We start from the raw sequence: 26,454 nt of genomic DNA on the forward strand, positions 1-26,454 counted from the left end.
CGCTACGGTCGGCCAGCCAACAAAGTCAGGGGCGCGATGATACCTGAAAACTTCGCTAATTCCATGCTCACAGACCAATAACCGCTATTTATCCCGATAAAAAAGCGATTTGCCTTTTTGCGCACTACGCTTTAACACTATGACCTGACGCAATATGTTGGCAACGCAGGCTTTCCATAATAGCTCACGGCCATTGAGAGAGAAGAAAGATGACAACGCTACTCGACCGGTTTTTACATTATGTTTCGTTTGATACGCAGTCGCGCGCCCATGCGCGCCAGGTTCCCAGCACAGAAGGGCAGTGGCAGCTGGCCAGGGCGTTACAGAAAGAATTAACAGAACTGGGGCTGAAGGATGTCACCCTTAGCGAACACTGCTGCGTGATGGCCACCTTGCCGGCAAATGTGGATTATCCCACGCCGGTTATCGGCTTTATTTCCCATGTGGATACCTCTCCCGATTTCAGCGGCAAGCATGTTAATCCGCAAATCGTAGAGAACTATCGCGGCGGGGATATTGCGCTTGGCATCGGTGAAGAGATCCTGTCGCCGGTGATGTTTCCGATCCTGCATCAGCTGATCGGTCATACGCTGATCACCACCGACGGTAAAACCCTGCTTGGCGCGGATGATAAGGCTGGCGTGGCGGAGATCATGACTGCGGTGGCGCAGCTGGCGCAGAGCGATATTCCGCACGGCGAAATTCGCATCGCCTTTACGCCTGATGAAGAAGTCGGGCGCGGCACCGAGCATTTTGATGTTGCCGCCTTTGGCGCGGACTGGGCCTATACCATCGATGGCAGCGGGCTGGGTGAATTTCAATTTGAAAACTTTAATGCCGCCTCGGTGACGGTAAAAATCATGGGTAATAATGTTCACCCCGGCACGGCGAAAGGCGTGATGGTGAACGCGCTGGATCTGGCGATGCGCTTTCATGCCGAAGTGCCCGCCACCGAGAAACCGCAGTTTACCAGCGGCTATGAAGGTTTTTACCATCTGCACGGCATTAAAGGTTCGGTGGAGCGCGCAGAGCTAAGCTATATCGTACGTGATTTCGATCGCGACAGCTTTGAAACCCGTAAGCAAAAGCTGATTGATATTGCCCGTCGCGTTGGCAAAGGGCTGAACCCCGACTGCTATATCGATGTCACGGTGGAAGACAGCTATTACAATATGCGGGAGATCGTCGAAGCGCACCCGCATAGCATTGAACTGGCGCTGCAGGCCATGCGCAACTGCGGCGTAGAGCCGGATGTGAAGCCGATTCGCGGCGGCACCGACGGCGCCTGGCTCTCCTTTAAAGGCCTGCCTTGCCCGAATATCTTTACCGGCGGCTATAACTACCACGGCAAACACGAATTCGCTTCGCTGGATATTATGCAGAAAACGGTAGAGGTGATTATCGATATCGCCCGGCTGGCGGCAGTGAAAAAGTAATAAAAAAGGCGGCTGGTATCGTGCCAGCCGCCACAGACAGGGTTGTTCAATAGCGGCTATCGCCGGTATTGATGAGCGCAGGCCCGTTACCCTTCGTTGAAATACCAGTAACCGTTGTTGACCAGCCCGGCCAGCTGCGCCAGAAACGCCGGGTCGTCCAGCGCGTCGGCAAAATCCTGCAGCGTCAGCGTCTGTTTCGCCGCCAGCGCGTTTAACGCCGCCGGCCAGGCTGATTCCAACTGTTCGCCGTTAATAAACACCGCTTCGCCGATTTTCAGCACCCGCAGGCCGCCCAAACGCGTCAGGGTATCGCCCTGCTGCAGCGCGTCATAAATTTCATCAGGCTGATAGGGCGGCTCCGGCGGCGCGATATCCAGCTCATGGCGCGATTGCGAAATAAACTCGCCAAACCACTGCCGGAATTGCTCCGGCTGATCGATCACTTCCATCATCAGCTGACGGATACCGTCGATCTCCTGCGGCAGGATCTCTGCCGGACAGTTGCGTGGGACAATCTGCGGGTCGCTGTAGCGGCGGCTGCCCAGCTCGCGTGCCAGCACAAAATCAGCAAAGCCGCTGATCAGCTCACGTCCGCTCGGCGCACGGAACCCAACGGAATAGTTCAGCGCGTTTTCCAGCGAATAGCCTTCATGCGGGAAACCCGGCGGGATATAGAGGATATCGCCCGGCTCCATCTCTTCATCGATAATGGCGTCAAACGGCTCCACCTGCAGCAAATCAGGATGCGGACAGTGCTGCTTAAGCGGCACCTTTTCACCGACGCGCCAGCGACGACGGCCGGTGCCCTGAATAATAAACACGTCATACTGATCCAGATGCGGGCCAACGCCGCCGCCGGGCACCGAAAAGGAGATCATTAAATCATCGATGCGCCAGTCGGGTAAAAAGCGGAACGGACGCATCAGCGCGGCGGCAGGCTCGTGCCAGTGGTTGACCGCCTGAACCAGCAGCGACCAGTTATGTTCGCCCAGGTGATCGTAGCTTTCGAACGGGCCGTGGCTAACCTGCCATTTACCGTCCTGTTGGCTAACCAGGCGGCTATCTACTTCATTCTCCATCGCCAGTCCTGCCAGCTCATCCGGCGAGATAGGATCGATAAAGTTTTTGAAGCCGCGTTTCAGGATTACCGGGCGCTTTTGCCAGTAATTCTGTAAAAAATCGGTCCAGTTAAGATCGAGCTGATAATCCATAAGGTTTTCCAGTGCAGGCGAGAAAGGGCAGCAAGTATATACAGGTTATATGCAGGCTGCATGTGCGTTGGCTTTCCTCGCGAATCTCCGGCGCTTAGCCACGTAAGCGCCTGGCGATTCGCTCTGTTGCCGTCTTAATGCAATGCGAATGATGAGAGTATAACAGCGGCGCCAGGGTTCTACTCAAGGTTATGTTCGACTTCCTGGCGCTGAAAAATCACTTTCATATGCGCGCCGCCCAGTTCGCTGGTTCCGGCTTCGATATCGCCGGCGTACTGCTCCAGGATATCGCGCGCTACCGCCAGCCCCAGTCCCTGGCCCGGGCGCAGAGTATCCGCGCGCTGGCCGCGCAGAAAGATCATTTCACGTTTACTCTCAGGAATGCCTGGTCCGTCATCTTCCACAATCAGCTGGAGGCTGGAGTCGGTCTGCCGCGCGCTGATCTCCACGAATTCCAGACAATATTTACAGGCGTTATCCAGCACATTGCCCATCACTTCCATAAAATCATTTTGATCGCCCACGAAGGTGATCTCCGGCGAGATATCCAGCGTCAGCGAAACGCCTTTGCGCTGATAGACCTTATTCAGCGCCGAACAAAGACTATCCAGCAGCGCGGAAACCGAATGCAGTTCGCGTTTTAAAGGGTTATGGTCCGCCTGCATGCTGGCGCGATGCAGGTAGTAGCCAATCTGTTGCGAGATGCGGCTAATCTGCTCCAGCATGATCGGCTCTGCCTGTTCAACGGAGAGATTTTTCCCGCCGCGCAATGAACGCAGCGTGCTTTGCAGCACCGCCAGCGGGGTTTTTAGGCTATGGGTTAAATCGGAAAGGGTGGTGCGGTAACGCGTATAGCGCTGGCGTTCATTTTCCAGCAGCAGGTTCAGGTTACGCACCAGGCTGCGCAATTCCTGCGGCGGGTTCGGATCCAGCGCTTCACGCTGGCTGCTTTCCAGCTCGCGGATCTGGCTGGCCAGCGTGCCGATAGGGCGCAGGCTCCAGTGCGCCGCCAGCCACAGCAGCGGGATGACCAGCAGCAGATTAACCAGCAGCACATAGCTAAACCATGACCAGACTACGTCAGAGTGCTGCAGCTCCTGGGGAATGGAATCGACCACCACGACGGTTAACGCGGGCAGGCTGGTGGTGGCGTCATAGCGGTTTACCGCTACCGAGTGGGTAAAGGTGCCGTTGCCATTATCGTCATAATCATGCAGCTTGTTTTTCGCCGCCAGGTCATTGCCCAGCGCTTTATTACTGGTCTGGTTATTGGTATCGATTTCGTAGAAGTCGGGCTTTTTCAGCCACTCGGGACGGATTTTGTGGCGAATCTCCGGCACGTCGCGCTGCTGCCACAACAGTCTGCCGCGCTCATCATAAATAAAAACCAGCGTGGGTGAATTTAGCGTCATCTGCTTTGGCTGAGCGATAGTCAGCCGGTTATTTTTCCACTGGGCAAGGGTATAAAACAGATTGCTTTCACCGCGCATCACGCGATAGGTGGTTTTATCAAAGCTGACAATATAGCCCACCACCGCCACCATGCCATAGGAGAGGGAAAGGATCAGCACCACGGCGGCGGTGGCTAACAGGAAGCGGGCCCGAAGCGAAAAAGGACGGTGGCTTTGCAGGATTTTCATCGGCAATTAAATATCGAAGCGGTAGCCTTGCCCGCGCACTGTTGTGATCACTTCCTGCGGATAAGCCGCCTGAATTTTTTTACGCAGCCGCCCCATCAGCACATCAATGGTATGGCTTTCACGTAGCTCGGCATCAGGATAAAGTTGCAGCATCAGCGAGTCTTTACTGACCACTTTGCCCACGTTACGGATCAGCGTTTCGATAATGGTGTATTCAAAAGCGGTCAGCTTGATTGACTGCTCATTCACCGTCAGCTCACGGCGTGAGAGATCGATATGAAAAGGGGCAAGGTTAATAATTTGCGAGGCCAGCCCGCTGTTGCGTCGCATCAGCGCCTGCATGCGCGCCACCACTTCCTCAATATGAAAAGGCTTGGTGACATAATCATCCGCACCGGCTTCCAGCGCTTCCACTTTGGCCTGCCAGCCTTCGCGCGCGGTCAGCACCAGAATCGGTTGCTTTACATCCTGCGCACGCCAGCGACGGATCAGCGTCATGCCGTCTTCATCGGGCAGGCCTAAATCCACCAGCGTAATATCGGGAGAGTGCTCGGCCAGAAAATAATCCGCTTCTTTCGCATCTTCGGCCGCATCGACCTGATGTCCCATTTCACGCAGTTGTACCGACAGGTGATGACGCAGCAAAGCGTTGTCCTCGACAACCAAAACGCGCATATCGCTTTCCTTTACAGATAATCTTGAGTTGAGTATAGGGGGGCGCAGATAAACCGAGGGTTAACGCAGAAACAATCCCGGACGCAGGGCGCCCGGGACCAGGGATTACTTCAGATCGTCAACCATCTGTACGGCGCGGCCCAGGTAGTTAGCCGGCGTCATCTGCTTCAGACGGGTTTTCTCTTCTTCCGGCAGCGCCAGGCTATCAATAAATGCCTGCATGCCAGCCGCGTCCACGCGTTTACCGCGCGTCAGCTCTTTCAGCTTCTCATACGGTTGCTCAATGCCGTAACGACGCATAACGGTCTGGATCGGCTCTGCCAGCACTTCCCAGTTCTGGTCCAGCTCTGCCAGCAGACGATCGCGGTTAACTTCCAGTTTAGCAATGCCTTTCAGCGTCGCCTGATAGGCGATAAGCGCATAGCCCACGCCAACGCCGAGGTTACGCAGCACGGTAGAGTCGGTCAGATCGCGCTGCCAACGCGAAACCGGCAGCTTGGTTGCCAGATGCTGCATCACCGCATTCGCCAGGCCAAGGTTGCCTTCCGAGTTTTCAAAGTCGATCGGGTTTACCTTGTGCGGCATGGTAGAGGAGCCAATCTCGCCAGCGATGGTTTTTTGCTTGAAGTGATTGAGGGCAATATAGCCCCAGATATCGCGATCGAAATCGATCAGGATGGTGTTAAAGCGGGCGATACAGTCAAACAGTTCGGCGATGTAGTCGTGCGGCTCGATCTGCGTGGTGTAGGGGTTCCAGTTAATGCCCAGCGAGGTGACGAAAGATTCGCTCAGCTGGTGCCAGTCAACGTCCGGATAGGCCGCCAGGTGCGCGTTATAATTACCCACCGCGCCGTTGATTTTGCCCAGAATTTCTACCTGTTCCAGCTGACGCAGCTGACGCGCCATACGATAAGCGACGTTGGCCATCTCTTTACCCAGCGTGGACGGCGTTGCCGGTTGGCCGTGGGTACGCGACAGCAGCGGAATATCGCGATACTGATGCGCCAGATCTTTTACCGCCTCGATGAGCTGTTTCCAGTAAGGCAGGATCACGTCGCGACGGGCGGTTTCCAGCATCAGCGCATGGGAAAGGTTATTGATATCTTCGGAGGTGCAGGCAAAGTGGATAAACTCGGAGACGGCATGTAGCGCCGGCACGTCGGCCACTTTCTCTTTCAGGAAATACTCAACCGCTTTTACGTCATGGTTGGTGGTGCGTTCAATGATTTTGATGCGCGCCGCGTCGTTTTCATTAAAATCGGCCACAATCGCATCAAGGTAAGCGTTTGCGTCAGCGTCAAAAGCAGGAACTTCCTGAATCTCTGCAGTCGCGGCCAATTTTTGTAACCAGCGAACTTCAACCTCAACGCGGAATTTCAGCAGGCCGTACTCGCTGAAAATGTTACGCAGTGGGCTGACTTTTTCGCCGTAACGACCATCGACAGGTGAGACGGCGGTCAGAGAGGATAATTCCATCAGAGCAACTCCTGGATCGTTAACTAAAGGTCTGGTGCATTCGGCCCGATTAGGCCGAGGGCATACCGGCTAAAATACGTTTCGCCTCACGGATCAGGCGATTTCGGTAAAACATTAACTGCAGGCGGCCACCGCCAACCTGCTGCCAGAGCACGGCAGAACGAATACCGGCCAGCAGAGCGGCGCGAACTTTATTCTGCACCTGAGAATTTTGCAGTACCGCCGGTGACCCGGTCACCTGAATGCGCGGACCCAGCGGGCTAATAACATCCACGTAAATCCCGGCCATGGCGGCGATAATCGTCTCGGATTCAATGTCATAGTGGCTTAACTGACGATCAAGCTGAGCAATGCGCTGGGCCAGGGTGTTAAGCGCAGATTTATTGGCGTTTAGCTTACGTTCCAGCACCATCATGCTCAGGGTATAGCGCGTCAACTCCGCGCTCAGCCCCTGACGGCTGGGATTGCTCAGCACCGCCAGCAGCGTTTCCAGTCCAAAACGCTGCTGGGCTTCATCGTTACCGTACACTGCCAGCGTGGAAGAGGGATTGAGATCGAGCAGGCTGCTCAGAGAGGTTTTTAACGCCTGCGCATCGCACTGGCCCTGATGGGCCAGTTGCTGTGCCAGGTGCGCGGACTGGCAGATCCCTGCCAGCGCCAGCGTGATGTCATAATAATTTTTAGCCACGGTTACTCCTGTATACACATCGTAAGCCGCACGCGATGTTATGCCGGCACCAGCGGTAAACGCTGCTCGATAATACCGCCGCCAAGGCAGACTTCACCCAGATAGAACACGGCGGACTGGCCAGGCGTCACGGCGGCGACCGGCTGCTCAAAGCGCACCTCGATGCGATCATCATCCAGCGGGGTGATTAAGCAGGGGATATCTTCCTGACGGTAGCGGGTTTTCACCACGCACTGCAGCGGTTCACGCAGCGCCTGACGATCGACCCAGTGCAGCTGTTGCGCAATCAATCCAACCGACATCAGACGCGGATGGTCGGCGCCCTGCGCCACAATCAGGCAATTATTGGCGACATCTTTGTCCACCACATACCAGGGATCGTCATTGCTCTCTTTCATGCCGCCGATGCCCAGCCCTTTACGCTGTCCCAGCGTATGGTACATCAGACCCTGATGTTCGCCCACCGTTTGACCGTCAACGGTGACGATAGCGCCCGGTTGTGCAGGCAGATAACGGCCAAGGAAGTCGCGGAATTTGCGCTCGCCGATAAAGCAGATGCCGGTAGAATCTTTCTTTTTCGCGGTCACCAGCTCCAACTGTTCAGCAATGCGGCGCACTTCCGGCTTCGACAGTTCGCCAACCGGAAACAGGCTCTGCGCGATTTGCTGATGGCTGAGCGTATAGAGGAAGTAGCTTTGATCTTTATTGCCATCGAGGCCGCGCAGCAGTTGGCTTTTTCCGTTGCTGTCCTGACGGCGTACATAGTGACCGGTAGCAATATAGTCGGCGCCGAGATCTTCCGCCGCGAACTCAAGGAACGCTTTAAATTTGATCTCTTTATTGCACAGAATATCGGGATTTGGCGTACGGCCAGCCTTGTACTCTTCCAGGAAATGTTCGAAGACGTTATCCCAGTATTCGGCAGCAAAGTTCACCTTATGTAGCTTCATGCCGAGTTTGTCGCAAACGGCCTGGGCATCGGCCAGATCATCTGCCGCGGTACAGTATTCTTCGCCGTCGTCCTCTTCCCAGTTTTTCATAAACAAACCTTCCACCTGATAGCCCTGCTGCTGCAGTAACCAGGCGGAAACGGAAGAATCGACGCCGCCGGACATTCCGACGATCACTTTTTTCTGGCTGTTGTCAGACATGACACACTCACGACAAGGAACAAAAACAGGCGGCGTATTCTAGCACGCGTCCGCCACCGGCGCACCCCCGGCACCAACCTTGCCGATGCGGAAAGCCATTATCGATAAATCTGCACCAGCGAGAGGGGATAACGCACGCCGCTCTGCCAGATGCGCACGCTTTCCGCCACCAGCGGCGAGCGCAGATGCGTTGCGGTTAAAATCCGCTGCGGCGGTAGCCACCAGCAACGGTCAATATCACTATCCTGCGGATAGGTTGCCACACGCTCGGGCAAATCGAGGGCGAACAGAAAGCGAATAAACGGCGTGTTATCCGGCGCGGTCCACTGCTGTACGCCAAGAAAGTGCGCCATCTCCGCCTGGATGCCGGTTTCTTCATACAGTTCGCGGCTGGCCGCCTCCAGCAGGCTTTCCTCCGCCTCAAGATGCCCGGCAGGCTGATTCCAGGTCGCTTTGCCGTTAATGGTCTCTTCTACCACCAGCAGTTCGCCTTCTGCCTGCACGATGCAAGCTACGGTAACGTGCGGTTTGTACATAGTCTGCTCCGGTTAAAAAGTCTCGGTTACGTCGCGCCATTCGCCAGGCGCGAGATTATCCAGCGTTAGCGATGCCATACCATAACGAATCAGGCGCAAAACAGGAAAACCCACGTGTGCGGCCATGCGGCGTACCTGACGGTTTCGCCCTTCATGCAGGGTGATTTTAAGCCAGCTGACCGGGATCGATTTACGTTCACGGATCGGCGGCTGACGCGGCCACAGCCAGGCGGGTTCATCGACGCGTTCTACCCCGGCGGGCAGGGTAGGACCATCTTTCAGAATAATGCCATCCCGTAGCGCCTGTAATGCGCCTTCATCCGGCTCACCCTCGACCTGAACATAGTAAATTTTTCCGGTGCGCTTGCCGGGCTGGGTCAGCTTTGCCTGCAGCGCGCCATCGTTGGTCAACACCATCAGGCCTTCGCTGTCGCGGTCCAGGCGGCCTGCCGCGTAAACGCCACTAACGGGAATAAAATCTTTTAGCGTGGAACGTCCCGCCTCATCGGTAAACTGCGGCAGGACATCGTAAGGTTTGTTAAAAACGATCACCCGGCGTGGCCCTTTATGCTGCGGCCTGGCAGCAGCGGGGCGGCTGAATCGTTTAACTCGGTGATTATTAACAACTGTTTTACGCATAAGCTTTGCACTTGACTTGAATGGGCGCATTATAACGCGAAATTGAGATGATTGGCGCGACGGCAATATTCAAGTAGTATTGACCCGCATCTTACAAATCATTAACAAAAAAGCGCTCGAAGGAGAGGTTAATGGAAAGCAAAGTAGTTGTTCCGGCGGAAGGTCAGAAAATCACTCTCGACGATCAGGGAAAACTGGTTGTTCCCGCTAATCCGATCATCCCTTATATCGAGGGTGATGGCATTGGCGTAGACGTTTCTCCCGTCATGATCAAAGTGGTTGATGCCGCTGTGAAAAAAGCCTACAACGGCGAGCGAAAAATTTCCTGGATGGAAATTTACACCGGTGAGAAATCCACGCAGGTGTATGGTCAGGATGTCTGGCTGCCGGAGGAAACCCTTGACCTGATTAAGGATTACCGTGTTGCCATCAAAGGTCCGTTAACCACGCCGGTTGGCGGCGGTATCCGCTCTCTGAACGTTGCGCTGCGTCAGCAGTTGGACCTGTACATCTGCCTGCGTCCGGTTCGCTACTATCAGGGCACGCCAAGCCCGGTTAAGCGTCCGCAGGATACTGATATGGTCATCTTCCGTGAAAACAGCGAAGACATCTATGCCGGTATCGAGTGGAAGGCAGGTACGCCGGAAGCGGATAAAGTGATCAAGTTCCTGCAGGACGAGATGGGCGTAACGAAAATCCGTTTCCCGCAGCAGTGCGGCATCGGCGTGAAGCCTTGCTCTGAAGAGGGTACTAAGCGTCTGGTTCGCGCGGCGATTGAATATGCCATTACCAACGACCGCGATTCCGTGACGCTGGTACATAAAGGCAACATTATGAAATTCACCGAAGGTGCCTTTAAAGATTGGGGCTACCAGCTGGCGCGTGAAGAGTTCGGCGGCGAACTGATTGACGGCGGTCCGTGGGTGAAAATCAAGAACCCGAACAGCGGCAAAGAGATCGTTATCAAAGACGTAATCGCTGACGCCTTCCTGCAGCAGATCCTGCTGCGTCCGGCTGAATATGACGTTATCGCCTGTATGAACCTGAACGGTGACTACATTTCCGACGCCCTGGCGGCGCAGGTTGGCGGTATCGGTATCGCACCGGGCGCGAACATCGGCGACGAGTGCGCGCTGTTCGAAGCGACGCACGGCACTGCGCCGAAGTATGCGGGCCAGGACAAAGTGAACCCAGGTTCCGTTATTCTTTCCGCTGAGATGATGCTGCGCCACATGCAGTGGTTCGAAGCCGCAGACCTGATTGTTAAAGGCATGGAAGGCGCGATCGCCGCGAAAACCGTGACCTATGACTTCGAACGTCTGATGGAAGGCGCTAAGCTGCTGAAATGTTCAGAGTTTGGCGACGCGATTATCAACAATATGTAATTATTGCTGATGAAAATGATAAGCGGAGCTCTGGCAGTTCCGCTTTTTTATTATTGCATTTGGAACGGGTACCAAGACGTTTTACCAAAATCCTCTGTTTTAGACGGCTAAAGCCATTCAGTTTTACATCTGGCATTATGATATTGCTCTGTCTGTTTTTATGATATCAATCTTAAGGATGTGGTTCCTGGAAGACGCAAAAGAACTGGCCTCTTGACAGGTTGTGCCGCCTGGGGATTTGAGTTACCTGCTTTCTGCTTGAGCATAAGAAGAATCTTGTTAAATATTGCTTCCCGTAGGTACAGGGTATAGGCACAGGAACTTCAGTTTCCTCAGCTGGACTGGCGCCTGGGTTGCTCTATTTTATGACATACCCTAAATCTGCTTTCAAGATGACTCGCCACTCTGCCATTAAAAATACGTTCAGTACAATTTCCTTTATCATTGAAATGGCATTAACCAGCCGTTGGCTTTGCAGGAGGATAGATCAATCACCACGGGCAGATACAAACAGCCTGCGCTTGAGTGACAAACGTTAGGTAGCATATTTAAATTGCAGGTGCTTTGATGGGGCGCCGTTGCTGCGGAATGTATTTACGTATAAGACCCGTTTCTTTCGCATGGCGAATAACAAAAACGCAGCTTAACTGAACCGGTAGAGGGTTAACTTGCTGCCAATACAGGTTTATTGATAATATTCGCTACGAATAACTGTGGAGCAGGTTGATGAAAATTGTAACGGTTTTGCGTTCAGGCGGAGAGTACAATGCGGATCATGTCCGTTGGTTGTACAAACAACTGCCGAAAGAGTATGAAAAAATTTGTCTTACAGACCTGACGATACCCGATGTAGATACGAGAAAGCTTACTACCAGTTTTCCTGGCTGGTGGGCTAAAATCGAGCTATTTGATCCTGAAAAAATCGATGATGATATCTTTTATCTCGATTTGGATGTGGTGATATTAGGGGATATTAGCGAATTATTGGCTCACCGTCCTCTGACGATGCTTAACGATTTTTTCTATCCTGAAAAAACACAGAATTCCGCATTAATGCGCATCCCGCATGATGAAAAATATAAAGTATGGGAAAGCTTTAATCGTTTTCCTGAACTTTTCATGCGTCGTTACAGAGAGGGCGGGGATCAAGAATTTATCAGTAAAATCTATCCGCATGCGCAAACCTGGCAGAACTGTTTTCCGGGGCAGGTTGTAAGTTACAAAAAACATATAGTGCAGAAGAGCAAAAAAAATGAACATGCCACGGGCAACGGGAAAGTGCCTGAAGGCGCGCGCATTGTTTGTTTTCATGGTAAGCCGCGACCATGGCAATGTAATGAAACATGGGTGCCTGCGCTAGGTGAATAATCAGGATAATATAATGATAAACATTATAAAAAAAAGGCTGCCTGTTATTGTTGTTTGCCTGATGGTTCTCAGCGCTTCAACGGTATTGTCTGACAAAGTCCTTGGACGAAATTTGTTTTACCTGGCGATCGCATTCACGTCAATTTTTACCGCAATCAACTATAAAAAGTTCACCATTCAACGAGAAGATCTGCTATTAGCTATTGCATTTTTATGCGTGGGTATCAGTCAGTTTTATTGGTTTCAGCGTTTTCCCGCTGAGCCAGATACGATTTTTATGGCCGACATTAACTATCCTCGCACAGCAACATATTTATTGCTTACTGCACTGTTAGTGTTATTTTTGCCTTCATTAGCAGCCACATTGCACTTGGGGCAGCGAAGCCAGTTATTAATAACATTACTGGTGGTGGTTGGTTTTACTTATATGTGTGCCGTCGGATTATATTATAGCTTCACACATCCTGGAATGCGTTTGCGTATTGACAGTGCCGCTACCGTCTCTGCATATCTATGTGTGTTGCAAGGTTTGTTGACGCTGTATGTTATCTATAACATCAATTTTCAGAAAAAATATATTATAGTCCTGTTTGTTATCGGCATAACAACCTTAGTTATTCTGCTGACGCAAACGCGAAGCGTTTTTATTATTTATCCGTTAGTGTTATTAGCGTTTGCGTTAATTAATCGGCTTTGGTCCTTTCGAACAATTGTGGGAAGTGGTGTGTTGCTTGCCGGTGTACTGGCCCTTGTTGTTGGGTTGCTATTTCATAATTTTTTCGATCGAATGACGCAGGTGTATAATCAGGTTTCAGAATATAACAGTAATAATAACACCTCGGTTGGTGCCCGAATCAGTATGTGGAAGTCGGGGCTATATGCGACAACAGTTCATCCTGGTGGTCAAAGTGCAGCAATGCGCTTTCATGAAGTTAGTCATTATATGGATGTTAATGAGCGCGGAAATCCAGAAGGTAAGAGAAACGCAGTTTATCATCTGCATAATGATGTCATTGATAGTTTATCATTACAGGGTATAGCGGGCGGCTTATCGCTGATTTTTCTTTTTATTTCTCTGATATTCTATTTTTATCGTAAAAAAATAATAGGTTCGACATTGGCTTTTTCTGTGATGCCTGTCGTTGGGTTTGGCATGGTGGATACGTTATTCATCAACGATCGATTTATTGTTATGTTAGCAATGCAGGTTTCCCTGTTTGTCATTATGGCAAATAAAAAAACAGGAAATAATATTATTGATAGTCAGCTGTAATGGCTATTGTTGAGGGCGCTGAAGCTTTCTCTTAAATCGACGGTGATGATCGCAGAATTCTCTCCGTCGAGCCGAAGCGCCCATTCTCTAACTTTTTCACTAGCCTGTTGCCCGTTCTCCCCGGGCGCATCGTGAAGGTATAACCTACACAACAGCAATCGTTTACCGACATTTTACCGTCGCGGTTGTCCATTTTAGCCAGCGTATCGCTGCCAGAACGTGAGGCATGATGGTTCGCGCTGAGCAGAACATCTGTAGCAAAGAGAGTTGGCGAGGCGTGAGAATGCATATGAAACGATCCTAAATAGGTATCACTGAGCGGCCAGCAGCTTTGCCTGGCATCCTATCTTATGGATTTTAAGCCAATCCGCCGCACAAAATTGTCATGCATCAGCTACCAGCGCGAAAACAGCGCCTATAATAGGTGCGCAGATGACAAGATACTCAGGCGCATCAGAAGGGGAGCTATGAAAAAAGTATTAATGCTGGTGGTCTGTTTATACCTTACGGGTTGTTCATGGGGCGTGGCGTCGCTGATCCCCGCCTCGGATGTTTGTCCAAACGGCCGAGATGGTGTCACAGGCCAGTGCCGCTAGCAGTGAATCCGATAGCGCCGCATAAATGACCGCCATCGTTCTCTATGATGGCGGTCAGCTAAATGCTATTTTACGCGTTTCCCCATCGCATCAACGATCACTTCCCCGTTTTCCTTCGCAAACATACCCCGCTGCGGATTGGGCAGGATATCCAGCACTTTTTCCGCCGGGCGACAGAGCCGGGTACCCAACGAGGTAACCACAATCGGACGATTAATCAGCAACGGATACTGCACCATAAACGCAATAAGCTGTTCATCGCTAAAGCGATCCTCTGCCAGCTCCAGCGTGGCGTAAGGCTCGACATTGTTGCGCAGCAGGTCGCGCGCACCGATGCCCATATTTTCAAGCAGCGTGGTCAGCTCTGCCTGTGAAGGCGGCGTCTCAAGATAATAGATAATGTTTGGTTCCTCGCCGCTGTTGCGAATCAGCGCCAGCGTATTGCGTGAGGTTCCACATTTCGGATTGTGATAAATAGTCGTTGTCATTACAGCCTCTGAAAAATAGCCACGCCTCGATTATAACGACAGCCACAGCGTCAATGCGATAAGCGTCACCAGTAAAACCGGCAGCGTCATGACTAAACCGACGCGGAAGTAATAGCCCCAGCTAATACGAATATCCTTTTGCGCCAGCACGTGCAGCCACAACAGCGTCGCCAGGCTGCCGATAGGCGTAATTTTAGGGCCAAGATCGCAGCCGATGATATTGGCGTAAATCATCGCCTCTTTAATCACGCCCTGCGCATCGCTGGCATGAATGGATAGCGCGCCGATTAATACCGTCGGCAAATTATTCATCACTGAGGAGAGCGCTGCGGTAAGCAAACCGGTGCCCAGCGTGGCGACCCAGATTCCCTGCTCAGCCAGCTGATTGAGCAGGGCGGAAAGAAAGTCGGTCAGGCCCGCGTTACGCAAACTGTAAACCACCAGATACATACCCAGCGAGAAAATCACGATTTGCCACGGCGCACCGCGCAACACTTTGCCGGTATCAATAATTTTTCCCTGGCGGGCAATCAGCCAGAGGATAAACGCAGCTACCGCCGCGACCAGGCTTACCGGCATGCCAAGCGGCTCCAGCACAAAAAATCCGATCAACAGTATCGCCAGCGTCATCCAGCCCGCTTTAAAGGTGCGTCGATCGCGGATCGCCTCCCGCGGCGCCTTCAGCCGGGCAGTATCGTAAACGGCAGGAATATCACGGCGGAAGAACAGATGCAGCATCGTCAGACTGGCGGCAATGGCGGCAATATCGACCGGCACCATTACCTGCGCGTAATCATTAAAGCCCAGATGAAAATAGTCCGCCGTCACAATGTTTACCAGGTTGGATACCACCAGCGGCAGGCTGGCGGTATCGGCGATAAAGCCGGCGGCCATCACGAAGGCCAGCGTTGAGGCGCGGCTAAAGCCCAACGCCAGCAGCATGGCGATGACGATAGGGGTAAGGATAAGCGCCGCGCCGTCATTAGCAAACAGCGCCGCTACGCAGGCACCGAGCAGAATAATCAGTGTAAACAAGCGTTTTCCGCGGCCCTTGCCGCCTCGCGCCACGTGCAACGCCGCCCACTCAAAAAAGCCGCTCTCATCCAGCAGCAGGCTGATAATAATGATGGCGATAAAGGTGGCCGTGGCGTTCCAGACGATTTGCCAGACGGTAGCGATATCTCCAACGCTAACCGCGCCGCTAAGCAGGGCCAGCGCAGCGCCGACAGAGGCGCTCCAGCCAATCTGCAGGCCGCGCGGCTGCCAGATAACCAAAACAAGCGTAAAAACAAAAATTGCACCGGCCAGCAACATGAAAACTCCGCGGTAAAAAAGAAAATGTTAATAACAAATACAGCAGCTAAAGACAAAAAAACAGCCCCGTCGCTGTAAGCCGCACCTTAATCATTGCAGGGTGCGGAACAGCAACGGGGCTGTGGATAGGCCAGCCGGGAAGGCAGGGCGCAATAACTAATCGCGGGACACAAAAATAATATGGGAAGGCGTTTCGTTACTCAGTAACATCTCTTCCGCTTCGCCGCTGGCGGAAACAAAGGTCACGGTATCGCCCTGCGCCAGCTCTTCAAACGCCTCGGCGGGCTGCGTCGCCTTTAAGATCTCAAAATGGCTGCGTGGGGATGCATTTTCTCCTTCAGGCTGCTCTGTAAAATAGTTACCGGTAAAGGCATATTCCGGATGGTCTTTGATGTGCAGTTGAACAGAGGGCATAACACCTCCTGATTACCGTGGGCAGAGTTATCATCCTAAACCCAGATATCCAGTTTGCCATTTGCCGAACATGAAAGGAGGTGTGATTAAGATTTATCCTAATTGAAGGCAGCGGTAATCAGACGCTAAGTCAGAGGTGGCAACGTTGTCTGACAAATATGGATAAATATATGCAATTTTAATCAGAGCCTATGCTTGTTAAAACAGCCGTTGAGCGTAGTTTTAAGGCTCGTCAGAAATGTACGAGGCTGCTCTTCCATGAGGTAATCATGCGTTCACTAAAATTTTGTTGTCCTGTCTGTGGTAGCAATAAATTCATTTTTACCTGTCATTCCCGCAACAAGAAAACGCGTCACGGAGCCAGCTGCGCCTGCTGTCAACGCCCCCTTACGGTGGCCTCCTGTCTGACTGGCGTAGCTGAAGATACCCGCTGGGCTAAAATCTAAGCTGGCAGTATGCTCTTCTCATATATCTGATACGGGCGTGGTATAAGCGGCGATTACACCAGCCGTACCGGCTGAAGATGCGGGTTCGAGTCCTGCTGCCCGTTCCAACCAGGCCGCTTAGCCAGGCGGTTTATCTGCAATAATCATCCCAGTTTCGTTTATTTCGAAAATTAATAAAATGTTAATTTATTGCTATTAATAGGCTATTTTTCGCCTGTAGCCTAATAAGCAGAACGTCCGCCTGACCTGGTCTGATTGGCTATTATTGTGCTCTTTAAACCTGCGGTTTTTATACTGCACGGCTTTGCTGTCCCTTTTTCTGATAGAATCCCCCGGCAGACGTTTCTCTATCCTGGCGGGTTTTAGCGGTTGTTGCGGTGTTACTTGCCATTATCCCATTACGCCTTAATGAGCTGATTAAATCAGGGATGCGGAATCTGTAAATTTTATTCGGTTAGTAATTGTTTATTTTGTAGGCTTTTTTATGACACATCAGGGTTGGAAACTCCAGGATACGGTCTGGACGTTAGGTTTGTATGGCACTACGGTTGGCGCAGGCACGCTTTTTTTGCCGATTGAGATAGGTACGCGTGGGCCGGTTATTTTTATTATTATGCTGCTGCTGCTGGGGTTACCGCTCTCATTATTGCCGCATTTGATTTTGGCGCGCGTTTATATGAGCGAAGCGACACCCCAGCGTTTACCGGCGTTGAGCACCTGGTTCGGGCCGCGTGGCGACTGGCTGATGACGCTGCTTTATTGCATCGCTTTCTATCCGGTCATGCTGGTTTACGGTATTTCGCTAGTCAACGCGCTGGATAACTTCCTGGTGGAACATCTGCATTTTGCCCGCCTGAACAAAGGGGTACTTACTCTGTTATGCATGGTTGTTCTGTTCGGCATACTGAGCAAAGGCCGTAGCAAGGTGGTCGGCACCTTAGGTACGCTGGCATTGCCTTTCGCCATCGCCATTATTGCTATCGCCGCCATACAGATCCCGCACTGGCGCTGGAGTAACGTAACGGATGCGCTGGATGCGCTGCCGGACGCCGCTGCCGGAACGACGTTTAAGAATATCTGGTTAACGCTGCCGCTGATTACTTTCTCTTTTTGCTGCGCACCGATTATCTCTCCGCTGGTTGCACACTATCAGGCATCGCCCGATACTCAGCGGGTATATCGGGTGATTAAAGTGGCCTATCTGGCGATATTTCTCAGCATTATCTTTTTTGTTTTCAGCTGTGTACTCAGCATCCCGCAGGAAACATTTATCGAAGCAAAAGAGAAAAATCTGAACGTACTCTCGGTTATTTCCTCACCGGGCAACGCGGGTGTGCTGTTTTATATTGCGCCGTTTATCGCCATTCTTGGCATGACGAAATCCTTTCTTGGCGTTTCACTCTCGGTAGCGGAAACCTTTAGCGATTTTACCGTCAGGTTGTTTAACTGCCGCAGCGCTAAAAGCCGAAAAATGAGCCAGGCGGCGGCCATGCTGGCGATGTATAGCATGACCTCGTTAATCGTTTACGCGAATCCAAATGTGATTACCCTAATCGAGGCATTTTGCGGCCCGCTGATCGCCATCATTCTGTTTTTGATCCCCGCCTGGCTGATTTATAACAAGCCGTCGCTCGCTTTTCTGCGTGGCGGAAAGGCGCTGGTGATTTTAATCGGTGGGATTGCCACGCTTTCCGCGCTGCTCTATTCCATGATGTAAAGCGCGAAGCGGGACGTGAAATGCGGCCTCCCGACCTGGCGGAAGGCCGCTGTTTTGCACCTGGCGCGCGGCTAACCCGCCTCGTTAATTACCGCCTGGTTGCGGCCATTATGCTTTGCCTGATAGAGCGCGTGGTCGGCGCCTTCCTTAATGTGCTGCGCATCCTGTTCGGCATCGCTGCCTGCCACCACAAAGCAGCCAGCACTGAGCGTCACCACACCTGCGGGCAACGCGGTGCTTTCATGCGGGATTGCTGCTTCCCGCACCGTCTCTACCGCGATTTGCGCAATGCGCAGTGCGGCCGCAATAGTGGTATCCGGCAGCACAATCGCAAACTCCTCCCCGCCATAACGCGCAATCAAATCCGTTTGCCGCAGCGGCATATTTTTCAGCTCGTCTCCCACTCGGCGCAGGCAGTTATCGCCCGCTACATGGCCATAGGTATCGTTGTATCGTTTGAAAAAATCGATATCCATCATGATTAGGCCTACCGGTCTGCCGCTAATGGCTGCCCGCTTCAGGCTTTGTGTCAGGAACAGATCAAACTGGCGGCGATTCGCCAGCCCCGTCAGGCCATCCAGCAGCGCCAGTGCCTGCAGGCTCTGGTTGATAGTGGTCAGCTCGTCACGCAGCATGGTCAGCTCCAGCTGGTTTTCAACGTTGGTACGCACCTGCCGTAATACTACGGTGCCGATTAAAATAATGATCAACAGCAGCGTACCGTTTAGCACCAGATCCGGCATGCTGTCATGCAGCCACTGCGACCAGAGCGCGGATTTATCAAAACCGGCCGCCACGATCAGCGGATACTGACCAGATCGCGCATAGCCAAAGATACGAACTTTGTTATCCAACGCAGATTTCCAGGTGCCTTTCCCGCGTTCTGCCCGTACCAGTTGGGTGGTAAACAGGGAACTGGATGAGAGGCTACGGTTAATAAACGAGTCCGCAAAAGGGCGCACATACAGGGCGGTTCCGTCATCCAGCATCAGCGCCAGCATGTCACCATCACCCATTTCAAAATAGCTGTAAAAGCGCCGGAAAGAGTCGATACGCACCGTAGCCAGCACGACGCCGACGAAACCGCCGCCTGCATCATTCAGGCGTATTGAGACCGGGATCACCAGCTCGCCGGTTAAACGGCTGCGGATCACGTGACCAATATGTGATCCGCCGTGACGATTGGCACGGTGGTAAATAAAGTATTCCCGATCGGCATTATTCATACCGGCTGGCGTATGCGCCGATGATGTCGCCACCCAGTTGCCCTGCGTATCATAGACAAACAGGCCGTTCAGCTGCGGCAATCCGCTTTTCATCTCCGTCAACACCCTGCTCAGCGCGGCTTTATTCGCATATGCTGGTCCGCCGTCCGGGATTTCGCGTTGAATAGCGCGTAGGGTGATTTCTGTTTGTAGAAAAGTATCTTCCGCCTGGCGCGCCTGCGAAACAGAGAGGTTAACCGCACTGCTTTCAGCATCCTGAAGCTTACGCGACCAGGAACGATCAAGTGTCCATGCGCTGACCACCAGCACAGCCGTCAGCAACAGCAGCATAAATATCGCCATCGTTCTGCCAAGCGAAGAGTGCAGAACAAACGTGCCGGAAAGTTTTTCGCTAAGTTTCATGACTTTTTTCGCTGCCGGGGTATGACTTTTAAGTAAAGCACAGCATATCTTTTTGCGTAAAAGCTCTCCGTGAAAGAACGGTTGGGATGGCGCTTTAGCCGCCACAGAAGAGGGCGTGGAGAGAATAAAAAAGCCCGCATAAAGCGGGCTGGAAATATCCGAAAGGCCGGTAGCGATGCCGGCAAGCAGCTTACAAGATTACGTCAGTGATTAGTCACCTTACGAGCAGTACAGAACGCGCAGGAACGGTACTCTCTCGTCAGGCTTGATGACTATCGGCGCGGCCGGGCGGAACTTTAGCGCGCCGGTAAAAACCTGACTATTCCTGCTCTGTCATTTGGGTGATCTGTTGATCGATCAGTCTATCGGATACGTGAATCGCCGCGGTAAAGCCTGCGGCGATCGCCAGCAGCCACATCAATTTTTTCAGCGTCATGACTCTCTCCATAGCGTTAGTTGTCTCTTAATTTCCTGCTATCGTGGCGCGTTAAAGTCTTGGGTTGCAACAGGTAAAACATCCTACCGGGAAGGTTTTTTTTGTACAGAATGTTAGCGGTTGCAACAGCAAAATCGGTTACTTTAAGCTTTTGCCTATCCCAGGAAAAAGCACTACCAGCTAGCCAGCGTTGAGCTTTATGAAAATAATCGACGCATGACTACTTATCGTATCCGCGTTGGGTTTCATAATCCTTCCGCGCTGACCTTTTTGCAGCTGGACGAGCTGCTTGAACCGCGTCGCTTCTGTCGGCTTAGCTCCTATGGCGAGAAGTTTCGTTGTTATATTGAATATGAATATCAGTCGGAGGTGCATGATTACTGTTCTATCTGCCAGCTCGCCTGGACGCAGGCCTGCAAAGTAAAAAGAAATCCGCTGGTACTGGTGGAAGTAAAAAATATCTGACGGGCCGTAGCGAAAGGGAAGGCAATCGCGCCTTCCCGTGGGGATTAACGGTTATTCATTTCTACCGCCCGCAGGCTGGCGGGACGGGAAAAACAGCGTGTGACATAGTCGTTTAACGGTTCGCCAAGTGAGAGGCCAGCCGCCTGCGCCCAGGAAAGCGTATGCGACAGAAAAATATCGGCCAGGGTAAAGTTTTCACCGGTGATCCAGCGATCGGTACGGGCCTGAGCCAGCATACGCAGCGGTATCTGCGCATCAGCTGCTGCCGCCTCTGCCACGGCCGGGACTCGTGCGGACTCAGGCAGTAGCCGCTTATGTTTCAACATTAACCAGACGGGCATTTCCAGCTCGGTTAGGGTAAAGCTTAACCACTGGTCGATGATCGCCTGCTCTTCAGGCTGCGTTGGGTAGAGGACGCGGGCGGCGTACTTATTACAAATAAACTGGCAGATAGCCAGCGTCTCCGCCAGAAAAAACGGGCCATCCTCCAGTACCGGAACTTTACGCTGAGGATGGGGCGATCTGATGCCTGGCTCTCCTGGCCGCAAAGCTACCCGCACTGGCTCATAGGGTAACCCGATCTCTTCCAGCGTCCATAACACACGTAGCGAGCGGCTTTTAGGGTAGGTGTAAATTTTCAGCGTCTGTCTCCTTTCACTTTTGTGTTCCTATTGCGTCAGCGCAGGCTAACGCGGCAAAACAGTATTAACTGCTTAGCGTAGCAGAAGCGAAAACAGGCCACACTGCTTAATGATGGATGCCGGAGCGCTGCAGATGATCGGTGGAAGTAAGCCCGGAGCCTGCGCTCCAGGCTGTCAGGCATTATTCAGGTACAGAAAAGCCAAAGGTGGTTTGATCAAGATGAATATCGCAAACGGCTTTATCTTCATAAGGCGTATCGTTAGCCGTCATCAGCAGCCACTGCCCGGCTTTCAAAATGGGTAGGCTTAATTTGCCGCTGCTGTCGGTACGATCTTTCATCGCCGCATTTTCATAAGCGTAGGTATGGGCCAGCGCCGGATGGCTCAGGCTGGGATCGGCGCTGTGATGATGGTGGTGATGGGCGTGCGGCACTGCCGCGTCGCGCGGGCTGGATAAGTCCACCATGGCGATGCCCACCTCATGGTTAGCCAGCGGTTTGCCGTTGGCTAGCAGCACAATATCCAGCGTATCGCCGGTTTTCAACATGGCGGGATCGACCTGCGGTACCCATTCCAGCCGGGCGCCAGTTGGTTGAGTCAGCGCAGCGTTTTTACCCGGTGCGCCCACGTAGCTGACGGTTTTGGCGTTCATGGTGCTTTCTATACAATAACTGCCGGGCCACTGTGCTTTATTGCTTTGACGCCACTGGTATTTTTCGCCGTTGGGCTTCAATGACCAAAAAGCGGGTTTATAAGTCGCTGTCACCAGCCAGGAACCGCTGGTGGTATTGTTCTGACTGAAGCGGTACTGTTCACTGGTAATCGGAAACTCAGCCTTTATTCCCTTGCTGCCCACTACCTGAAGCGGAGCAAACAGTGCCTGACGCGCTTTGGGGATCGGTTCGCCGTGCGGAAAATTTTCCCCGTATCCCATCTCAATATGCAACGGATTGCCTGCAGCGACCGGCGGCACGTTTAACCATAGCTCATGCGCCTGCAGGCCGGATGCAGTTAGCGCCGTAACGGAAAGCGTGGCGTTTAATAACAGCTTCTTCATTTTATCTCCTGAACATTCCCAAAGGTTTCAGATACTAACAAATTCACCCAGGCCAAACGGCGCCTGAGTTTGTTATGTTATATCATAACAAATAAGGTGCGGGTAGCACAGCGCGTCACTGCCGCTCGTTAACAGAAGCAAATGGGATGCTATCAGGGATTAATGGTTATCTTTTTCGCCAAGAAAATAAAACGCCAGCGGCAGAGAAAAAATAAGCGTGATGACCGTGGTATAAATCACCACCATCGCGCCTTGCAGGATAAACATTTGTACCGACCAGTCGGAAAGCGGCAAATTATATTCTTCAATCACGCCGCCGATGGTGGCGCGCATGAGAACTGCCAGCGCAATGATAAAAACCACCAGCACTGAAAGCAGAAACTTTTTGCCTTCGGGTGTTGTTAATTTTCCACGGAACATACAAGCCTCTCTTTCATCAAACAGCGCGGCCATGCCAACCGCCAGGCGAGTATACAACGTCAGATGCGGCGGGGGGAGAAAAAGGGCGAACGCCATCTCCGATAGATGACTGACCCGGCGTGCTGAACGATGAATTTAGGTGGCGCGCGCATCTGAGCCGTGATAACCAGCGCCCGTTAAGCCGGGTGCTCCTCTAATTAGCTCCCCTGCAAATCAGCTGCGTCGGAGCTTATCCTCCGCAGCCCAGTTGCTGCCTGATGGCGCGACGGTAAGGCGTATCTAACTGCTGCGGCACCTGCGCCAGATAATGACGCGCATGTTCCCGCTTTTCGCCCTCCAGGCTGCGAAGATAGGCGATCGCATCGTCAATCGTTGGGATCAATCCTTCGTTATGCGCAACGCGTGGCGGCAACGCCGTCCAGATCACTGCATCTATCTGACGCTGCTGTGCCCATTCCGTTAACGGCCCAACGGCTGAACCCTGCGCGATAAGCACCCCGACGCCATCATTCCTCTCTTCTGGGATCTGTTCCCGCTGACGCAACGCTTCACAGGCCTGCTCCAGCGTATCGACGACCAGCTGAGTCCAGAAAACCTGAACCAGAGGCGCATTGAGACACACGGCAGTAGCCAGTTCGCCACTGTCGCCAATTCGGGAAAATTCGATAGGGAAAAGCGGGCCATCGGCGTGCCATTCTCCATTGACGGGCAGCGGATCGGGTTTCCACAGCAGCGAGCCCCAACCGAGACATGCAATGTTCATCTGCTATCTCCTGAATCGTTTTAATTATCTTGTTTTCGAAAATTTATTGCGCTGAAAGCCCGTGATATCAGCATAGACCGAACCGTCGCGAGCACCAGTTTGGCACAGGCCGATTCGTTAGTTTTTTGTGCGGGTGGGTTAGCAAAAAAACAGCGCTATGCAGCAGTTAAAAAGGGACACTCTGTTGGTTAAACCTTTCGATTTGCCAGGAAATGCCTTAATTTTTCGCTGCACGTTAGCCAGAGCGACGAGGAATGTTTAACGGTTATCTTGCCGCTAAAAAGCATGAACGTACGTAAATTGTTAGGTAAATTTGAATTAAGTTAAATAAAAAGGCAGGGGAGAATAAGCCATATTGAGGAATAAGACGGCGGTTATCAAATGCGAATGTTTATTGTTGTTATTTGATTTATGCATAAACAGCTTCCAGGCTTGATCAGGCGTTTCAACCTATCAGGCAAGAGAGGAGGATTGTATGTTTCATCATTCATCAAAAATGCAGTTTCCGGTACGAGTAGAAAAACCCGATCCAGAATTCGCCATGCTGTTGCAACAGGCTATCGGCGGCGTTGAGGGTGAAATTCGTGTAGCCATGCAGTATTTCTTCCAGGCGATGGGCGCACGCGGCGATGCACGTATCAGAGATCTGCTGATGTCTACCGCCACGGAGGAACTGGGACATATCGAAATGCTGGCCTATGCCGTCGCGCTGAATCTTGAAGGTGCGCCGCTTTCTTATCAGGAAGCCTCAGCCAAAGATCCCGTGGTCAATGCCATTCTTGGCGGCATGAATCCGCGTCATATTCTTTCTTCAGGCCTGTCAGCCATGCCGGTGAATGCTAACGGTATGCCTTTTGATATGAGCCATATTTATGCCTCAGGCAATGTTGCGGCCGATATGCTGGCCAACGTTACGGCCGAAGCGACGGGACGCGTGCTGGCTACGCGCCTGTATAACATGACTGAAGATAAGGGCATGAAAGATTTCCTGTCGTTCCTGATTGCTCGCGACACCATGCACCAGCAGCAGTGGCTGGCGGTTATTGAAGATATGGGCGGGCTGAATGCCTCGCTACCTATTCCTAACAGCTTCCCGCAGGAAAATGAGGCAACTGAGCACTCTTACTACTGCCTGAATACTTCACTGGATAAACCGTTACCGAAAGGCCGCTGGAGCGAAGGCCCTTCTTATGATGGTAAAGGTCAGTTCACCGCTAAAGAAAAACCTGAAATTCTGGGCGATGAGCCGTTACTGGGACCCGCTCGTCCTGGTTCCGGCGCGCAGAGCGAGCAAATTTCCGGTACGGTGCCGCCGTCTGGAGCAGTTAAATAAGCTGAAGCTTTTTCGCTCTGCTTTTAAACTTGTAAACAAGGCCACCTGCAGGTGGCCTTATTTTTTGGCGTGAAATAACAGCCGCTTCCTTTTCTTACGCCTCTGTGCCATTGTCAGAAGCTGATTAATCGCCCCTGCGAGGTTACTATGCTGGAACTCAGACCTAATTGTGAGTGCTGCGATTGCGATTTGCCGCCTGAATCACCGTTAGCAATGATCTGCTCTTTCGAATGTACTTTCTGCTACAGCTGCGCCAGTACACGGCTACAAAATCATTGCCCTAACTGCGCAGGCGAACTGGTACGCCGACCCGTTAGACCGCTAAATAAACTTATCAGCTATCCTGCCGCGACCAGGAGAGTGTTTTCGCCCTGTTAAAAAGGCACAAGGGGTCGCTTATGCTCTGTCTCCACGCAGTAATAGTTCCAGCGCCTGGCGATAAAGCTGAAGCCGGGTATGATCGCTTTCTGTTTCAATATTTTCTAACAGGCCCGCAATGATTTTCTTTTCACTGCGGCTCTGTTTTTTACCGGCAATATCAGTCATCAGCGCCCGTAAGGCAGCCTCATGACTGCTCCCATTATCCACTGATTTTTTAAAATAATCGGTAATTTGCATTTCGATGCCCTGCGGTTGGTTCATGGCTCATCTCCTGTAAGATAATTGATTGTTAAAATAGTGCGTGAACAGAAAAGCCGAGGCCTTCTTTCTCTTTATCTGGTATTAGGTTATCTGCCTGCAACAGCATTTTTCTCTTTCAACGGTAGAGTAGAACGCTATCCTGCTTTTTAATTTATCAGGCCGGATGAATTTATATCGGAAAATGCGTTTTTATCCATGCGTTAATTTATCATTTTGTGTGGTATGACCTGTTGCTGGGCTACTATAGTGCTTGGCTAATTATTATGGCGTTATTAATTTGCATGCTCATTAATTACCATCAAATAGTTATATTTGGTTGGTGTTTTTTGTTCTGTTTTTCGGATGGTCTTTATGTAAATGTTAACTTTTCAGTAAAAATGGTGAAATTTATTTTACATATTAAAAATTTTTAAATAAATAAAGATATAATGGAAGAAATTATATCAAATGTGTTACCCAGATAATGTCAGTTAACGTCGCTAATTGTCATGCTTTCTTTGTTATCTAAAGTTAATTAGGTAAACCTTTGTTTTATCGGGATCTGATTAATTTAAATAAAAGAGTAAGACTTTTCCTTTCAACTCTTGGCTAAGTGAAATATTATTCTGCACATAGT

Annotated in this window: 25 protein-coding genes and 1 tRNA gene; 9 read left to right on the forward strand and 17 right to left on the reverse strand. The window is 51.7% G+C overall.

What is annotated here, in order from left to right:
- Positions 1-209 precede the first annotated feature (209 nt).
- Positions 210-1,436, forward strand: a complete 1,227-nt coding sequence (gene pepT, locus K6958_RS08770) for a peptidase T (protein WP_249894277.1) — start codon at positions 210-212, stop codon at positions 1,434-1,436.
- An 86-nt stretch (positions 1,437-1,522) separates the two neighbouring features.
- On the opposite strand, the gene K6958_RS08775 is transcribed toward pepT, so the two are convergent.
- From K6958_RS08775 to rluE, 8 genes are all read right to left on the reverse strand, one after another.
- A complete protein-coding gene (locus K6958_RS08775; RefSeq protein WP_249894278.1) occupies positions 1,523-2,647 on the reverse strand; it encodes a ribosomal protein uL16 3-hydroxylase in 1,125 nt (374 codons plus the stop codon).
- Positions 2,648-2,826: 179 nt separating this feature from the next.
- The gene (phoQ, locus tag K6958_RS08780) at positions 2,827-4,287 is read right to left on the reverse strand and encodes a two-component system sensor histidine kinase PhoQ (protein WP_249894279.1); all 1,461 of its coding nucleotides are present in this window, start codon (positions 4,285-4,287) and stop codon (positions 2,827-2,829) included.
- 6 nt (positions 4,288-4,293) lie between these two features.
- The gene (gene phoP / locus K6958_RS08785; protein ID WP_249894280.1) at positions 4,294-4,962 is read right to left on the reverse strand and encodes a two-component system response regulator PhoP; all 669 of its coding nucleotides are present in this window, start codon (positions 4,960-4,962) and stop codon (positions 4,294-4,296) included.
- Positions 4,963-5,067: 105 nt separating this feature from the next.
- The gene (gene purB, locus K6958_RS08790; RefSeq protein WP_249894281.1) at positions 5,068-6,438 is read right to left on the reverse strand and encodes an adenylosuccinate lyase; all 1,371 of its coding nucleotides are present in this window, start codon (positions 6,436-6,438) and stop codon (positions 5,068-5,070) included.
- A 49-nt stretch (positions 6,439-6,487) separates the two neighbouring features.
- Positions 6,488-7,126: a high frequency lysogenization protein HflD gene (hflD, locus tag K6958_RS08795; RefSeq protein WP_249894282.1), complete on the reverse strand. Its 639-nt coding sequence runs from the start codon at positions 7,124-7,126 to the stop codon at positions 6,488-6,490.
- Positions 7,127-7,164: 38 nt separating this feature from the next.
- Positions 7,165-8,277, reverse strand: a complete 1,113-nt coding sequence (mnmA, locus tag K6958_RS08800) for a tRNA 2-thiouridine(34) synthase MnmA (protein ID WP_249894283.1) — start codon at positions 8,275-8,277, stop codon at positions 7,165-7,167.
- 98 nt (positions 8,278-8,375) lie between these two features.
- Positions 8,376-8,813, reverse strand: a complete 438-nt coding sequence (locus K6958_RS08805; RefSeq protein ID WP_249894284.1) for an NUDIX domain-containing protein — start codon at positions 8,811-8,813, stop codon at positions 8,376-8,378.
- 12 nt (positions 8,814-8,825) lie between these two features.
- A complete protein-coding gene (gene rluE, locus K6958_RS08810) occupies positions 8,826-9,482 on the reverse strand; it encodes a 23S rRNA pseudouridine(2457) synthase RluE (protein WP_249894285.1) in 657 nt (218 codons plus the stop codon).
- A 101-nt stretch (positions 9,483-9,583) separates the two neighbouring features.
- Here rluE and icd point away from each other — a divergent pair, with 101 nt between their 5' ends.
- The 3 genes from icd to K6958_RS08825 all read left to right on the forward strand — a co-directional run bounded on the left by icd (position 9,584) and on the right by K6958_RS08825 (position 13,478).
- Positions 9,584-10,837, forward strand: coding sequence for an NADP-dependent isocitrate dehydrogenase (gene icd / locus K6958_RS08815; RefSeq protein WP_085072067.1), 1,254 nt, complete (start codon positions 9,584-9,586; stop codon positions 10,835-10,837).
- A 726-nt stretch (positions 10,838-11,563) separates the two neighbouring features.
- A complete protein-coding gene (locus K6958_RS08820; protein ID WP_249894286.1) occupies positions 11,564-12,205 on the forward strand; it encodes a glycosyltransferase family protein in 642 nt (213 codons plus the stop codon).
- 13 nt (positions 12,206-12,218) lie between these two features.
- On the forward strand, positions 12,219-13,478 hold the full coding sequence (locus K6958_RS08825; protein ID WP_249894287.1) for an O-antigen ligase family protein: 1,260 nt from the start codon (positions 12,219-12,221) through the stop codon (positions 13,476-13,478).
- Between the two features lie 661 nt (positions 13,479-14,139).
- Here the strand turns inward: K6958_RS08825 and arsC are convergent.
- From arsC to K6958_RS08840, 3 genes are all read right to left on the reverse strand, one after another.
- Positions 14,140-14,562 carry an arsenate reductase (glutaredoxin) gene (gene arsC, locus K6958_RS08830; protein WP_249894288.1) on the reverse strand — a complete coding sequence of 141 codons (423 nt, stop codon included), beginning with the start codon at positions 14,560-14,562 and terminating at the stop codon, positions 14,140-14,142.
- Positions 14,563-14,592: 30 nt separating this feature from the next.
- On the reverse strand, positions 14,593-15,876 hold the full coding sequence (locus K6958_RS08835; RefSeq protein WP_249894289.1) for an arsenic transporter: 1,284 nt from the start codon (positions 15,874-15,876) through the stop codon (positions 14,593-14,595).
- A 156-nt stretch (positions 15,877-16,032) separates the two neighbouring features.
- Complete coding sequence (locus tag K6958_RS08840) at positions 16,033-16,290, reverse strand: hypothetical protein (RefSeq protein WP_249894290.1); 258 nt, start codon at positions 16,288-16,290, stop codon at positions 16,033-16,035.
- Positions 16,291-16,767: 477 nt separating this feature from the next.
- Here K6958_RS08840 and K6958_RS08845 point away from each other — a divergent pair.
- Together K6958_RS08845 and K6958_RS08850 are read left to right on the forward strand one after the other, a co-directional pair.
- Positions 16,768-16,843, forward strand: a tRNA-Val gene (locus K6958_RS08845).
- Between the two features lie 377 nt (positions 16,844-17,220).
- Complete coding sequence (locus K6958_RS08850; RefSeq protein WP_249894291.1) at positions 17,221-18,453, forward strand: amino acid permease; 1,233 nt, start codon at positions 17,221-17,223, stop codon at positions 18,451-18,453.
- A 71-nt stretch (positions 18,454-18,524) separates the two neighbouring features.
- Here K6958_RS08850 and K6958_RS08855 read toward each other — a convergent pair whose 3' ends face one another.
- Positions 18,525-20,081 carry a GGDEF domain-containing protein gene (locus tag K6958_RS08855; RefSeq protein WP_249894292.1) on the reverse strand — a complete coding sequence of 519 codons (1,557 nt, stop codon included), beginning with the start codon at positions 20,079-20,081 and terminating at the stop codon, positions 18,525-18,527.
- Positions 20,082-20,733: 652 nt separating this feature from the next.
- On the opposite strand from K6958_RS08855, the gene K6958_RS08860 reads away from it, so the two are divergent.
- Positions 20,734-20,982 carry a hypothetical protein gene (locus K6958_RS08860; protein ID WP_249894293.1) on the forward strand — a complete coding sequence of 83 codons (249 nt, stop codon included), beginning with the start codon at positions 20,734-20,736 and terminating at the stop codon, positions 20,980-20,982.
- 44 nt (positions 20,983-21,026) lie between these two features.
- On the opposite strand, the gene K6958_RS08865 is transcribed toward K6958_RS08860, so the two are convergent.
- The 4 genes from K6958_RS08865 to K6958_RS08880 all read right to left on the reverse strand — a co-directional run bounded on the left by K6958_RS08865 (position 21,027) and on the right by K6958_RS08880 (position 23,863).
- The gene (locus K6958_RS08865) at positions 21,027-21,584 is read right to left on the reverse strand and encodes a glutathione S-transferase family protein (protein ID WP_249894294.1); all 558 of its coding nucleotides are present in this window, start codon (positions 21,582-21,584) and stop codon (positions 21,027-21,029) included.
- 220 nt (positions 21,585-21,804) lie between these two features.
- Complete coding sequence (locus K6958_RS08870) at positions 21,805-22,680, reverse strand: DUF4198 domain-containing protein (RefSeq protein WP_249894295.1); 876 nt, start codon at positions 22,678-22,680, stop codon at positions 21,805-21,807.
- Between the two features lie 159 nt (positions 22,681-22,839).
- Positions 22,840-23,100: a DUF2534 family protein gene (locus K6958_RS08875; protein ID WP_249894644.1), complete on the reverse strand. Its 261-nt coding sequence runs from the start codon at positions 23,098-23,100 to the stop codon at positions 22,840-22,842.
- Positions 23,101-23,329: 229 nt separating this feature from the next.
- Positions 23,330-23,863, reverse strand: a complete 534-nt coding sequence (locus K6958_RS08880; RefSeq protein ID WP_249894296.1) for a hypothetical protein — start codon at positions 23,861-23,863, stop codon at positions 23,330-23,332.
- Between the two features lie 475 nt (positions 23,864-24,338).
- Here K6958_RS08880 and K6958_RS08885 point away from each other — a divergent pair, with 475 nt between their 5' ends.
- Together K6958_RS08885 and K6958_RS08890 are read left to right on the forward strand one after the other, a co-directional pair.
- Positions 24,339-25,196 carry a manganese catalase family protein gene (locus K6958_RS08885; RefSeq protein ID WP_249894297.1) on the forward strand — a complete coding sequence of 286 codons (858 nt, stop codon included), beginning with the start codon at positions 24,339-24,341 and terminating at the stop codon, positions 25,194-25,196.
- Between the two features lie 147 nt (positions 25,197-25,343).
- Complete coding sequence (locus tag K6958_RS08890) at positions 25,344-25,574, forward strand: DUF1272 domain-containing protein (RefSeq protein WP_249894298.1); 231 nt, start codon at positions 25,344-25,346, stop codon at positions 25,572-25,574.
- Between the two features lie 18 nt (positions 25,575-25,592).
- Here K6958_RS08890 and K6958_RS08895 read toward each other — a convergent pair whose 3' ends face one another.
- Positions 25,593-25,814 carry a biofilm development regulator YmgB/AriR family protein gene (locus K6958_RS08895; protein WP_249894299.1) on the reverse strand — a complete coding sequence of 74 codons (222 nt, stop codon included), beginning with the start codon at positions 25,812-25,814 and terminating at the stop codon, positions 25,593-25,595.
- Positions 25,815-26,454: the final 640 nt, after the last annotated feature.

The organism is Mixta hanseatica, from assembly GCF_023517775.1.
In the GTDB taxonomy this organism is placed as follows: Bacteria; Pseudomonadota; Gammaproteobacteria; order Enterobacterales; family Enterobacteriaceae; genus Mixta; species Mixta hanseatica.